The organism is Chlorogloea sp. CCALA 695 (genome assembly GCF_003003885.1).
Lineage (GTDB): Bacteria > Cyanobacteriota > Cyanobacteriia > Cyanobacteriales > Chroococcidiopsidaceae > Aliterella.
The window spans coordinates 21,316-34,786 of record NZ_PVWN01000048.1; the positions used below are offsets into that span (position 1 = coordinate 21,316).

The window sequence follows — 13,471 nt, forward strand, 5'->3', positions numbered from 1 at the left end:
AAAGGACTAAAGACATGAAAGCTGCGATCGTTCCTGCCTTAAATAGTCCTTGGGAAATTAGAGAAGTTCACGCCTGAACCTGATGCTAACCAAGTATTAATCAAAGTTGGCGCAAGCAGACTATGTTACACCAACGTACACATTACTAAGGGCAATATTCCGACGCAATTTCCCCGCACTTTAGGACACGAACCCGTTGGGGAGATTGTGGCAATTGGATCAGGAGTAACATCAAGACAAGTAGGCGATCGCGTAGCTAATGGTGAAGTACGATTTAGAGCCGTAATCACTGATATGTAGTATAGTCTTGGCAAGCGGCTAGTTGTAGCTGCTCAAACTTACTAAATAAGGAGCAAGTGATGAGCAACACAATCTTGGTTACTGGTGCTACAGGTAATGTAGGTAGTCAAGTCGTACAACAGCTAGTTGCTTCTGGGATAATGCCACGAGTAGCAGTACGTTCGATGAATAAAGCAGAGTCACTAAAAAAAGCTGGCGCTGAACCTGTAGAGATGGATTTAGAGCGCCCGGAGACAGTTCAATCTGCCTTAACGGGAGTAGAGAAAGTTTTCTTAGTCAGTCCTTTTGTACCAAATATGGTTGAACTTACGGCTATTTTGATTGAAACAGCAAAAAGAGCAAATGTTCAGCAAATTGTTAAACTCTCCGCCCTAGCACAGCCAGGAATTGCCCTAAGTAAGTGGCATTCTGAAATGGAAAATGCGATTACTTCTTCAGGTATTTCTTTCACTTTCTTGCGCCCTAATGGATTTATGCAAAACTTTGTCAATGCAATGGCAGAGACTATTAAATCTGACAAGGCTTTTTATCTAAACGCGGGGGATGGTAAAGTTAGCTTCGTTGATACTCGTGATATTGCCTCAGTAGCAGTAGCGGCTTTAATAACTAGCGGTCATGAAGGGCAATCTTACACTATTACAGGCGCGGAAGCTTTGTCTCACGCTGAATCGGCATCTATTTTGTCTCAAGTTTTGGGTAGAACAATTAATTATGTAGATGTTCCTGAAGATGTCGTGCGTCAAGGAATGCAAGGCGCAGGAATGCCAGAACCAACAGTTAACGCCTTACTAGAATTGTATGCTAGTTATAAAGCAGGACAAGCAGCAACGGTATCGCCAGTCGTAGAGCAAGTTACAGGAAAGCAACCTATAAGTTTTGAGCAGTTTGCCAAAGATTACGCAGAAGTTTGGCAATAAGTAAATTGCGATCGCACCTACAATGTTTGCTGCCATAATGCCGCTTCTACAAGTAGCTGCTCAATTAGTGGAGTTTTACTATTAGTGTAGCTAGTGCGATCGCCTGCAAATTCTTGAGCCAATTTCCGCTTTAAAGCTTCGTATCTCTGCGCTACTTGGGGGTTGTTTCTCAGAAAATCCCGAAACAAAATATGTCTTTCCCAAAACTCGCTATTTACTAGCACTGCATGGATTTGATGAGTACGAGGCATTCCTTTACGAAAGTAGTGTCTTCCAGGAATTCCCAATTCGCCGTGGTAGCTGTAGCCAATGGCTTCGAAATTAGAAATTTGCTCTAGTAAAGGCGGTATTTGCTTTAAACCTAAAATCATATCAATTACAGGTTTAGCGGCTAATCCTGGTATGGAGGTGCTACCAATATGCTGAATATTTGTTACGGTATCGCCTAAAGCCAGCATAACTCGCTGTTTTTCTTGCTCGTATTGGTTACACCAATTAGCATTGTAATCAACTATTATAATTGGATCTTCACTACTCATTATTCGTCTTCAATCGCTGCATCTCGATCTAAAATCAGTAAGTCACGCAATCCATTAGTATCTAGTTCCGTTAACCATTGTTCCCCTGCGCCTACTACTTGCTCAGCTAGTTCTTTTTTGCTTTCAATCATGGCATTAATTTTTTCTTCTAACGTGCCAGTACAAACAAATTTATGTACTAAAACATTACGTTTTTGCCCAATTCTAAATACGCGATCGGTTGCTTGATTTTCTACAGCAGGATTCCACCAGCGATCAAAGTGAAATACATGATTTGCTCTCGTCAAATTTAACCCTACACCCCCAGCTTTGAGGGAAAGAATAAAAATCGGCGGCGCTTGCGGATCGTGCTGAAAACGATCAATCATTTCTTCTCTTTGCGTCTTTGTAGTGCTGCCATATAGAAACAATACTTCTCTATTTAACTGCTGTTCTAAATGTGCTTTTAGTAACTTTCCCCACTCCGCAAATTGAGTAAAAATTAAAGCGCGATCGCCTTCAGCTAAAACTTCCTCTAACATCTCCTGCAAACGCTGTAATTTACCTGATTTTTTATCAAAATCGCTAGGTAATGTATTTACTTTTGCTGCTTTTTCTCCTACCATCGCTGGATGATTACAGATTTGTTTTAGCTTCACAAGTAACGCTAAAATCATGCCGCGACGCTGTACCCCTTCTGCTGATTCTATTTGAGCTAAAGAGTCTTCAACTACTTGTTGATAAAGGCTTGCTTGGTCTACAGAAAGTCCGCAAAACACAGTCATTTCTTGCTTTTCGGGCAAATCTTGAATAATTGTGCGATCGCTTTTCAATCGCCGTAATATAAACGGCTGTACCAAAGATCGTAATGTATTTAAAGAAGCTGCATCGCCATACTTTTCAATTGGCATTGCAAACCGCCTTTGAAAAAATTGTTTAGCGCCCAAGTAACCTGGATTGAGAAAGTCTAAAATTGACCATAATTCCCCTAATCTATTTTCTACAGGCGTACCAGTCAAAGCAATTTTAAAACTAGCCTTTAATTGTCTAACTGCTTGGGATTGTTTCGCATCGGAGTTTTTAACATTTTGGGCTTCATCTAATACAACTCCTTGCCAAGAAACACTTTCAAATACCTTAATATCCCGGTAAGTTAACGCATAACTTGTAATAACAACTTCATGTTTTTGTACTTCTTTGACAAAAACCTCACCTTTGGAGCGTTTATCGCCGTGATGAATCATTACTTTTAAGCTGGGCGCAAATTTCTTCACTTCTCGCTCCCAGTTACCCAATACCGAAGTTGGACAAACTACCAAAGTTGGCTGTGTCAAAGCTTTTTGTTCTTGCAAATAAAGCAAAAAGGCGATTAACTGCGGCGTTTTACCCAAACCCATATCATCGGCTAAACACGCACCCAAACCCCAACGCTCTAAAAACACTAGCCAGCTAAAACCCCGTTGTTGATAAGGGCGCAACTCTCCTTGAAACTTGCTTGGTGTCGGTAAAACTGCGATCGCATTATTATCTTGTAAAGTAGTCATCAATTCCTGAAGCACTCCCGAAGCTTCAAAGCTGACTACTGGCAATTTTTCAATTGCCATCGTATCCCCCGTACTCAAGCGCAACGCATCTTCGAGCGATAATGTCAAGCTATTTTTACGAGCAGCAAAAAAGTTTTGGGCAGTTTTAATATCAGGCGGCTTCAGTTCTACCCATTCTCCATTAATCTCTACAAGGGGGCTGTTAAGCGCTACAAGGCGGTCAAATTCGGCTTTAGATATTGTTTGCCCACCAATGACCAATTCCCACTGCAAGGTCAGTAAACTGTGCAATCCTAAACGTTGCTGTTGTTGGGGAGTTGCGTTGCTAATTTTCAATCCCAAACGATTCGCCCAACCGCCGCTACTGCTAAGACTTGGCGGCAAAACTACGCCTAAACCGTTATCCTCAAACCGCCAAGCTATAGATTTAATAAATTCATAAGCTTGCAACGGAGTCAAAATACAACTTTGAGGATAGGCGAATTCTAAACTAGGCGCAACGGGTTCGTACAATCTAGAAGCCAAACCCAACCCGCGCAAAAAAGTTTCTTGGGGGTTTTCTATCTCTCGATTTTGATACACCCAACTTTCCACCGGATGCTGCCAAATTGCTGCGGCATCTACCAAAAATTCCGCTTCATCTACAGCTTGCAGAGAATAAGCCAAAATCCACTCATTATTATCAGAGGTTGGCGGCACTAACTGAAAACAAGTCCGAAAGCGATTTTGAGCCGCCGTCAATTGATACTGCAAAGGTGCAATCCAAGCATTCAACGACGATTCCAGGCGTTCTAGTTGCCCTGGCTCTGATTTAACAGTATTATCAGTACGAGTTAAACTGTGTAGCCACTCTTTCCATAAAGGCGGCAAGGTAGGCAAATCGCTACTAACCACTGTTCGCACTTGAGCATCTATGGTACTACTAAGAAAGTCTTGAATTAGTTTTTGTGGCGGCAATGGTAAATCTATCGCCCTGTTGGCTTCCTGCTGATAGTACAGACAAGCTAAAGGCATAGTTTGGGCAAATTGTTCCAAGCGCCCCGAATCAACGGAACTATCTAATAAACTGCGCCACTTAGTCGTTAGCGTATTATCTTCAAGTCTTTCTAAAGTAGGTAAAAACTTAGCCTTACTCATTATATCCCAACTCCACCGGGCAACTTGCGCCCAAAAACGCAAATCTCCACCCAAGTAAGAATTTTCTTCAATTCCTAAAGGTAAAGAGTTTAGAAGTTTCATTGCTTCTAGGGGAGTAAAGCAAAACCCCTCAACTTGCCAGGGATATAACAAATATGACTTATCGCTGTCTAATTCTATGGCGACAGAGTGTACCGGAAACTGTAAATTTTGTTCGCTATGAGTTGGTAAAGCAATTACTTGACTAGAAGCTACTCGATGATTACTAACTTCTAGCTTTTGAGCAATTGTCCCTTTGCGGGGGCGTTTATTTACCACCGTCGCACTGGAAGCTGTGGGGAGTAATTTAGCGACTTCGGAGTTTTGCAAAGATACCCAAGCTGTTAAATCCTCTGAAGTCATCGCTAACGGATGACTGGGTAACGCTGTCAAGCTTTCTGGCAAACCGACAAAACTCCGCCAAGTTTCTCCCCAAATAAAAAAGCAACTACCTTGCTTTTTTAGTAACCAACTACCGTGTAAAATTGCCATCTTTTTCCCAAAATTCCGACTTACGCAAACTGATTTACTTTCAAAGTAATTATTTATACATCTTTCAATAAGGCTGATTTTTAGCGCCTAACTTGCTCTATGTTATACAGTAATAAGCTTTTGCTTGACTACTTTAAAATTAAATTGAAGTCGAATAATAATTTTCAGTATTTACACATAACACAATTTTTCGCAAAGGCGATCGCCCTATTTAGTTTACCCTTACTCCCTGCCTCCCCTTGTCTCCTCTATCGATGCTAAAATTGCGACAGAGAAAAAAGAGCAGGAAGAAAAACTGAATGAGAGAGATTGATAGGTCAATATCCTTTGATGGACGGGATATTAGGCTTAAGGTTGGTCTATTGGCTCCTCAAGCTGGTGGGTCAGTTTTAATGCAATCTGGAGATACCGTAGTCCTTGTAACTGCGACTCGTTCCACCGCCAGAGAAGGCATTGATTTTTTACCATTAACTGTAGATTACGAAGAAAGACTGTATGCTGTAGGTCGGATTCCGGGAGGATATCTGCGCCGCGAAGCTCGTCCCCCAGAAAAATCTATCCTCGCCAGTCGTCTAATTGACCGTCCCATGCGTCCTTTGTTTCCCTCTTGGCTGCGGGATGACTTGCAAATCGTCGCCACTACTTTATCAATGGATGAATTAGTACCGCCAGATATATTAGCGGTGACTGGTGCATCTTTAGCCACACTACTCGCTAGAATTCCTTTTAATGGACCAATGGCTGCGGTAAGAGTGGGGTTAGTAGGAGACGACTTTATCATCAATCCTACCTACGCAGAGATTGAAGCGGGAGAATTAGATTTAGTAGTAGCAGGCTCTCCTCATGGGGTAATTATGGTAGAAGCTGGAGCAAACCAGTTGCCAGAGAGAGACATTATCGAAGCGATTGATTTTGGCTATGAAGCAGTAAGGGACTTGATTCAAGCGCAGCTAGACTTAATTGCTGAATTGGGGATTGAAATGGTAACAGAAACGCCACCCCAAGAAGATCAAACCTTGCTAAACTTTATTAGCGATCGCGCTACAGATTCGGTTAAAGAAATTATCGGGCGATTTGAAAAAGATAAAAATGTCCGCGATGCTGCCCTAGATGAAGTTAAAAAATCTATCGTTGCCGAAATTGCCGCCTTGCCTGAAGATGACTCAATTCGAGTAGCGACCCAAACAAATAGTAAAGCTTTAGGCAACAATTTTAAGGCTTTAACTAAAAAACTCATGCGCCGTCAAATCATTGAAGACGGAGTACGCATAGACGGACGCAGACTCGACGAAGTGCGCCCAGTTTCTTGTAGCATCGACCTATTACCTAAGCGAGTACATGGTAGTGGCTTGTTTAATCGCGGACTAACTCAAGTATTATCGGCTTGTACCCTTGGTACGCCGGGAGATGCTCAAACCCTTTTAGACGATTTGCAACCAGATTTGCAAAAAAAACGTTACTTGCATCATTACAATTTCCCACCTTATTCTGTCGGCGAAACCAAACCTCTACGCGCTCCAGGTCGACGAGAAATCGGTCACGGAGCCTTAGCCGAAAGATCGATTTTACCCGTACTGCCATCAAAAGAAGATTTCCCCTACGTGATTCGCATAGTATCAGAAATTCTTTCTTCCAATGGTTCAACATCTATGGGTTCAGTCTGCGGTTCTACCCTAGCATTAATGGATGCTGGCGTACCAATTTCTAAGCCTGTAAGCGGCGCAGCTATGGGTTTAATTAAAGAAGGTGACGAAGTGCGCGTCTTGACCGACATTCAAGGCATTGAAGACTTTTTAGGCGATATGGACTTTAAAGTTGCCGGGACAGATACCGGAATTACCGCCTTGCAAATGGACATGAAAATTAGTGGTTTACCTATAGAAACTATTGCTCAAGCCATCGAGCAAGCACGCCCAGCTAGGCAGCATATTCTAGAGAAAATGCTAGAGGTAATTGATAAACCCCGCTCGGAAACTTCACCTTTTGCCCCTCGCTTGCTGACAATTAAGATTGATTCAGACTTAATTGGCTTAATTATTGGCCCTGGTGGTAAAACCATTAAAGGCATTACCGAGGAAACTGGGGCAAAAGTTGATATCGAAGATGATGGCACAGTAACAATTTCAGCGATTGATGAAAGCAAGGCTAAAAAAGCTCGTAACATCATTCAAGGCATGACACGCAAGCTTAATGAAGGTGATGTTTATGCAGGTCGCGTAAATCGAATTATTCCCATTGGAGCCTTTATCGAATTTCTGCCTGGAAAGGAAGGAATGGTTCACATTTCTCAAATTGCTGACCACCGTGTTGCCAAAGTGGAAGATGAGTTGACTATTGGCGATGAAGTAATTGTAAAAATCCGCGAGGTTGATAATAAAGGGCGAATTAATCTTACCCGTTTAGGTATTCACCCTGACGAAGCCGCCGCCGCCCGTGCTGCTGCTGCCATTAACAGTTAACTATCTATCGGTCTGAACAATTAAATTACTAATTGAAAGCACACAAACCCCAAGTTTATGTGCTTTTTTAGGATTGAAAGTAATTAATTTCGTCTTTTTACGGCAGAAATTAAGTAAAGAACTTGATGGTAGTCACGATTGCAAGGAGGTCTATTGGTTATCAGTGCGATCGCCAACTCGAAGATCGTCAGGGTAAAATAAGCGCTAGTTCCTAGTTATCAACCCTAATGTCTCATCCTTCCCTAGATGCGCCAAATCCCCGACTACCGCTACATCGGTGGCAAATTTATCCCCCTAACCAAAGAGCTATTGAACTTGCCCAAAGTAGTCAAATATCGCCAATAGTTAGCCAAATACTTATTAATCGCGGCGCAGAAACTTCAGAGCAAATCCAAGCCTTTCTAAATCCAGAATCTCAAAGCTTACCTTCACCCCTAGAGGAATTTCCCGACCTAGCTTTGAGTGTAGAATTGCTAGAAAAGGCGATCACTACTGGACAAAAAATTGCAATCTGCGGCGACTACGATGCGGACGGGATGACTAGCACCGCCTTATTATTGCGAAGTCTGCGTTGGTTGGGGGCGCAGGTAGATTATGCTATTCCTAGCCGAATGCACGAAGGCTATGGCATCAATAAACGTATTGTTGAAGAATTTAAAGAAACTGGGTTTGAGGTCGTTATTACCGTAGATAATGGCATCTCTGCCTACGATGCAGTTGCCCGCGCTAGAGAATTGGGCTTAATAGTTATCGTTACCGACCATCACGATGTCCCCCCACAACTTCCCCCAGCTAATGCTATTCTCAATCCTAAACTAATCGCTGAATCTTCGCCCTATCGTGGCGTGGCGGGTGTGGGGGTTGCCTACATTTTAGCCGTCTGTTTAGCGCAACAATTAGGACAAATTAAGGGCTTAGTAAAACCTTTACTAGAACTATTTACATTAGGCACAATTGCCGACCTAGCACCCTTAACAGGTGTAAATCGTCGGTGGGTAAAACGCGGCTTGCAACAGCTACCCCACTCTCAACTAGCTGGCGTACAAGCTTTAATACAAGTAGCGGGAGTCAAAAAGCAAGCTGGCAACAACAAACAGCAAACCCTCAAACCCGATGATATTGGTTTTCGTTTAGGGCCGAGAATCAATGCCATTGGGCGCATTGCTGACCCCCAAATAGTAATTGAATTGCTTACTACCGACGACCCCGGCATTGCTTTAGAGAGAGCGATGCAATGCGAACAAATTAACCAAACTCGTCAGCAACTCTGCGAACAAATCGAAACCGAGGCAACTTCTATTGTCGAAAAGTTGTATGCTTCGTCTTTGCCTCAAGATCGAGTTTTAGTAGTCGTACAACCAAATTGGCATCATGGTGTAATTGGCATTGTGGCTTCACGCCTTTTAGAACGTTACGGCGTACCCGTTTTTATTGGTACTTACGAACAAGACGAGCAAATTCGGGGTTCGGCGCGGGGGATTCCTGAATTTCATGTATTCGCTGCTTTAGAAGCTTGTAAAGACTTATTAGGCAAGTTTGGCGGACACAAAGCGGCGGGGGGGTTTTCTTTTCCTGCAAAGAATTTGCCTCAATTGCGATCGCGCTTGGTTACTTTTGCCAACGAATGCTTGCAAATTGAAGACCTCAAACCCTTACTAAAAATTGATGCCCAACTTGCTCTAAACCAAATAAATATATCTCTTTACGAGCAAATTTTAGCTCTCAATCCCTGCGGTATTGACAACCCCGATCCAGTATTTTGGACGGCGAACGTCCAGGTAGTTGAGCAACAACTTATCGGCAAAGGTCATATTAAACTTACTGTTTCTACTGACGGAGTTACTAAAATAAAAGCGATCGCCTGGCGTTGGCGCGATTATTATCCCCTCCCACCAAGAATTGATATTGCCTACAAATTGCGGGAAAATACTTGGAATGGCAACACAGCTATAGAACTAGAGTTAATAGGTGTAATTGCTATTCCTCAAGTTTGTTTTTCTCCCTTAGCACCTCATAGCGCCAAATTTAACTACAAACAACGCCACTACACCTGTGGCTTTTTTCCTACGAATTCTTTATTAGAACTAAGAATCAAAAATGACGTTGGTAAAGTTTTAGCAATTCAATCTGGGCAAAATACAGGTTTAGTGGGTACTAAGCGAGAAAATGCCACCTCGGTAGATTTATCTCAGCCCAAAATTTATAACTTAGTCCAGGCTGCACTAAAAGCCCTAGAAATAGACAAAAAAGATGCTCATGATTAATTTCCTTTGAGGTAGTAGCCTGCTTGAGTAACTAGCAGGAACATCGCAAAAATTAAAGACTTCTTAATGATTGAGTCAAAAAATACAAACTTAGGAATTGAGAACATCTAAAGTGTAGGTACACAACTAGCGCTCACAGGTTAGCCCAGTTATTAATACCTAAAAGTAGAGCTAGTTTTATCTAAATTCCTACACTAACGGAATAACCCTAGTTTATCTTGATTGGTAATGGGTTTGTTTTAGCAAACTTTGGGCTTTAAAAAATTGTTGAAAATAAACTTGGGGGTATTTTTTGCCCCCCTATAAATAGTTTTCGCCCTCTGTTTCTACAGGTTGCCGTTGCGAAAGGCAAGAATAAATATTACTACAGGCCCCGAAATCATAATTAGTCCTACCGAAACCAATTGAGCAATAACGAGCCAATTAATGCTGTTTAATCCATCAAACAATGATTCCATTTTTTCTCCAAATTAACCCAAAAACTTCTATCAAGGCGCTAGAAAATCCCCACTCTATTTTACCTCAAAGAGCGAGCGTCTAATAAAAGTAAGTTTACAAATCTATAATAAATAATCACAAAATTTGCTTTGTTCTCATCCAGTTTTACCCATCCAGCACTCTTAAAAGTGCAATAAGCTAGAGAGGCAATATCTTTAATTAAATTATGGCAACCTGGCAATGCGTCAAGCAATGTGGAGCCTGCTGTCATCTCGACGCGAGCGATCGCCCCGATTTAGATGAGTACCTCCTCCCGGATGAATTAGCGCTATATCTGAGTATGGTAGGAAGCGATGGGTGGTGTGTCAATTATGATCGCCTTGGGCGAGAATGTCGCATTTATGCCGATAGACCGCGTTTTTGTCGCGTGGAATCAGAGGTATTTGCAGATATGTACGGTATAGAAGCAGAAGAATTAAACGACTTTGCGATCGAATGCTGCGAACAACAAATTACTGGAGTTTATGGCGATTTGTCTTTAGAAATGGTACGGTTTGAAAGCGCGGTAGGCATAAGTTTAGATTTGCCTCCTAAATTATCAAGCTAAGGTTTTTCTTAAAATTTATGCAAAGTAGTTGATTTGTGTAACAAATATAGAGAAAATGAAAGGAATATGAGAAATTTCTGTCCTTTAACTTAATTGCTCGTGAAACTTGACGCTGCGCCTAATTCAGTCACTACATCGGAAAAACCGCTTATAGCGATCGCACCCAATAATCAGCGCTCCTCTATTAGTGCAATTTTCGGCTCTACATTCCTAACCATATTTTTAGCGGAATTAGGTGACAAAACCCAGTTAGCAACCTTGCTAATGAGTGCGGAATCTCAAAAGCCTTGGGTAGTATTTTTAGGTGCAAGTACAGCCTTAGTTTCAACCAGCTTGCTAGGGGTAATAGTAGGACGTTGGATAGCTAGTCGTTTTACGCCCAAAACTATAGAAATAGCCGCCGGAATTAGTTTGCTATTAATATCCGCAACGCTATTGTGGGATGTAATTGTAGGTTAAAAAAATATGGATTGGCATTTGCTAGGACTGAGTTTTGTTACTGTATTTTTGTCTGAATTGGGCGATAAAAGTCAGTTAGCCGCGATCGCTCTTAGCGGTCAATCATCCTCACCCCGCGCTGTATTTTTTGGTACTGCTACAGCGCTCGTATTGACTAGCTTGCTGGGAGTAATTGCAGGCGAATGGATGGCGGAATTGTTACCCGTGCGGACAGTGAAATTAATTGCTGCGATCGGGTTTGCAATTTTGGGGATACGGTTATTGTGGTCTAAAGGCGATAATGTAACGGTTTTAGATCGAGATTTGTAAGATGTGAGGGAAGTGCGATCGCGTTTATTCTGTCTCGCCTGTAAAAACCTACCAACAACATTAAGTTAATCGGTTAGCGTTAAGCATCAACTCAAAGTACAGGTTTTGTACTGATGGCAATTTCTATTCAATACAATTTGACAGGGGTAGGTTGGTCAGAGTGCATTGTAGAAATTGATAACCAAAAAGCACATTTAACAGCCTCCTATCTGTCTAATACTTTAGCTAGTTTGCTTGAGGCGGTTACGACCGTAGTAAGAGGTGCGAATGAAGCAGCAGCGTTTTTTACAGAGGAACCCGGCGGGTACAGATGGCGATTGACACGAGTATCAAAAAAACTACTTAATATTCGTATTCTTTGGTTCGATGAAAGTTTCAGAGATCGCCCCGATGGAGACGATAGGGTGATTTTAGAAGTCCAATGCCGATTGCGGACATTTGCAGGAGCAGTTTTATCAGCCTCGCAACGGATCTTAGAAACATATGGACTAGAGGGGTACCGAGAGAAATGGGTTAAACACGAGTTTCCCGTCAGGTTCCAAGCTAAATTACAAGAATCTCTCAGCCGTTAAACGTTTGAGTTTGAGAAGTCATTTGCGGCGGCAAACTTATATCATGCGATCGCGTTTACCCGAAAAATTTAACTACTCTTAAATCTAAATGCTATTTTACAAATGCGATCACAAACAGCTATTGCAAGCTCAGTCACTAGGATAATACAGTCCTACTTACTTGAGGGCTAAAGATATGTACGGTTATAGAGCGAATATTGCGAAGGTACGGTTCAAAATCGTCTTGTTAAACGTGAAGCATTCAAGGATCGAGATGGTTTTGTTATTCTTGAAAATGTCACCATTGGGGTGTGCGATCGCCTCAGCAATCAATATTACTCAGCAGATATTCTGCATACGGTTCTTGAGGTGGCAACGGGCGCGAAATCTCCAGACAGAACCGAGCAAATTCCAGTCGCTTACTTAAAATCAGCGTATTAGCGTGGTAAGTATGATAATAAAATTTTACTTAAAAATCGTATAAAAATTGAATTATGAGTAAGAAAATAAATATATCAGAAATTATTCAAGAAATGGTTAATGAGTATCCCTTTATCAAGAAGAAACCACGCCCAAAATGTATAGGAATGGGAGATAGTGGCAGATCCGATTTGTCAGCGCAGGCTAACGAACTGCTTTGGCAAGATAAATGAATCTTATAGCACTTCAATCCGCAACCTTTACAGCAAAAAACCTTTCATTACTTAATGAAAGGTTTTTTAATGATTAAATGACTCAAAACTTTTAAGCTTCTTGACGGAAACACCAACCCAAAAGCGTACCACCCACAGCTAATTTGATTGCTTCTAGTAACCAATAAGTAATGTGTAAACTGTTCATTGTGGTAGGAACTTCAGCAGTTTCAAATAAATTTAGTTGTACTCCCGTAGCGCACATTTGCAGAGTCAAAAAGTAAGCATTAATCAAAGCGACAGCTAACATCAGTCCTGACAAAATCACCGCGCCGCGTCGCCAGTTGTTGCTCACAAAGGCTGTTTTATTTAAAGCTAGTACGCTAGTTAATACTACCGCCGCCGCTACTAATTCAATCCGATTAAAATTCCAAAAAATTAGATAACCTGCGGAAGTAAAACCCGCTTGCTTCATCATTCCTGACACATACAAACTAGGCATAATTACCCAGTCTAAAATCAAACTTCCACCAAGCCACAAACCCAAAGTTAGTAGAACAATTGTTTGCCAAGGCGATCGCTTTGATTGCAGATTAGAAACAGCAGTCATATAATTTCCTCTGATGTATTCTATATTTTTAGCCTAACTATTTTTGTTAGTAACAATGGCGAAATATTTTTTAAAGTAAAGCCCCTAAAATCCCCAAGAGCGTATCTGTAAAGTATTAGCAATAATCAGAACAACGACCGAGTTGTACCTATAGCCGATGAAACGCAAACCTTATCCCACGGATTTGACTAATGA

General features: G+C 41.7%; 12 protein-coding genes. 8 read left to right on the top strand and 4 right to left on the bottom strand.

The genetic code is table 11. From position 1 onward, the window contains the following. Positions 1-141: 141 nt before the first annotated feature. Both C7B70_RS28865 and C7B70_RS19070 read left to right on the top strand, forming a co-directional pair. Positions 142-300 (top strand): alcohol dehydrogenase catalytic domain-containing protein, encoded by a 159-nt coding sequence (locus C7B70_RS28865; protein ID WP_369831913.1) that lies wholly within the window; start codon positions 142-144, stop codon positions 298-300. 59 nt (positions 301-359) lie between these two features. Then, the gene (locus C7B70_RS19070; RefSeq protein ID WP_106370588.1) at positions 360-1,217 is read left to right on the top strand and encodes an SDR family oxidoreductase; all 858 of its coding nucleotides are present in this window, start codon (positions 360-362) and stop codon (positions 1,215-1,217) included. A 17-nt stretch (positions 1,218-1,234) separates the two neighbouring features. Here the strand turns inward: C7B70_RS19070 and C7B70_RS19075 are convergent, their stop codons facing one another. Together C7B70_RS19075 and C7B70_RS19080 are read right to left on the bottom strand one after the other, a co-directional pair. Further along, a complete protein-coding gene (locus C7B70_RS19075; protein ID WP_106370589.1) occupies positions 1,235-1,756 on the bottom strand; it encodes a GrpB family protein in 522 nt (173 codons plus the stop codon). Further along, positions 1,756-4,947, bottom strand: coding sequence for a DEAD/DEAH box helicase (locus C7B70_RS19080; protein ID WP_106370590.1), 3,192 nt, complete (start codon positions 4,945-4,947; stop codon positions 1,756-1,758). Before C7B70_RS19080 ends, C7B70_RS19075 begins: the two co-directional genes overlap by 1 nt. 299 nt (positions 4,948-5,246) lie before the next feature. On the opposite strand from C7B70_RS19080, the gene C7B70_RS19085 reads away from it, so the two are divergent. Beyond that, positions 5,247-7,406, top strand: a complete 2,160-nt coding sequence (locus C7B70_RS19085; protein ID WP_106370591.1) for a polyribonucleotide nucleotidyltransferase — start codon at positions 5,247-5,249, stop codon at positions 7,404-7,406. Positions 7,407-7,633: 227 nt separating this feature from the next. Beyond that, a complete protein-coding gene (gene recJ / locus C7B70_RS19090; RefSeq protein ID WP_106370592.1) occupies positions 7,634-9,670 on the top strand; it encodes a single-stranded-DNA-specific exonuclease RecJ in 2,037 nt (678 codons plus the stop codon). A 326-nt stretch (positions 9,671-9,996) separates the two neighbouring features. On the opposite strand, the gene psb30 is transcribed toward recJ, so the two are convergent. After that, positions 9,997-10,128, bottom strand: coding sequence for a photosystem II reaction center protein Ycf12/Psb30 (psb30, locus tag C7B70_RS19095; protein ID WP_106370593.1), 132 nt, complete (start codon positions 10,126-10,128; stop codon positions 9,997-9,999). Positions 10,129-10,334: 206 nt separating this feature from the next. On the opposite strand from psb30, the gene C7B70_RS19100 reads away from it, so the two are divergent. The 4 genes from C7B70_RS19100 (at position 10,335) to C7B70_RS19115 (ending at position 12,055) form a co-directional block, all read left to right on the top strand. After that, the gene (locus C7B70_RS19100) at positions 10,335-10,715 is read left to right on the top strand and encodes a YkgJ family cysteine cluster protein (protein WP_106370594.1); all 381 of its coding nucleotides are present in this window, start codon (positions 10,335-10,337) and stop codon (positions 10,713-10,715) included. 150 nt (positions 10,716-10,865) lie between these two features. Next, entirely contained in the window at positions 10,866-11,174 is a 309-nt protein-coding gene (locus tag C7B70_RS19105; protein ID WP_199192363.1) for a TMEM165/GDT1 family protein, read from the top strand. A 6-nt stretch (positions 11,175-11,180) separates the two neighbouring features. After that, on the top strand, positions 11,181-11,483 hold the full coding sequence (locus tag C7B70_RS19110) for a TMEM165/GDT1 family protein (protein WP_106370596.1): 303 nt from the start codon (positions 11,181-11,183) through the stop codon (positions 11,481-11,483). A 113-nt stretch (positions 11,484-11,596) separates the two neighbouring features. Beyond that, positions 11,597-12,055, top strand: a complete 459-nt coding sequence (locus tag C7B70_RS19115; RefSeq protein ID WP_106370597.1) for a hypothetical protein — start codon at positions 11,597-11,599, stop codon at positions 12,053-12,055. Positions 12,056-12,778: 723 nt separating this feature from the next. On the opposite strand, the gene C7B70_RS19125 is transcribed toward C7B70_RS19115, so the two are convergent. Beyond that, positions 12,779-13,276 carry a DUF4149 domain-containing protein gene (locus C7B70_RS19125; RefSeq protein ID WP_106370598.1) on the bottom strand — a complete coding sequence of 166 codons (498 nt, stop codon included), beginning with the start codon at positions 13,274-13,276 and terminating at the stop codon, positions 12,779-12,781. Positions 13,277-13,471 lie beyond the last annotated feature (195 nt).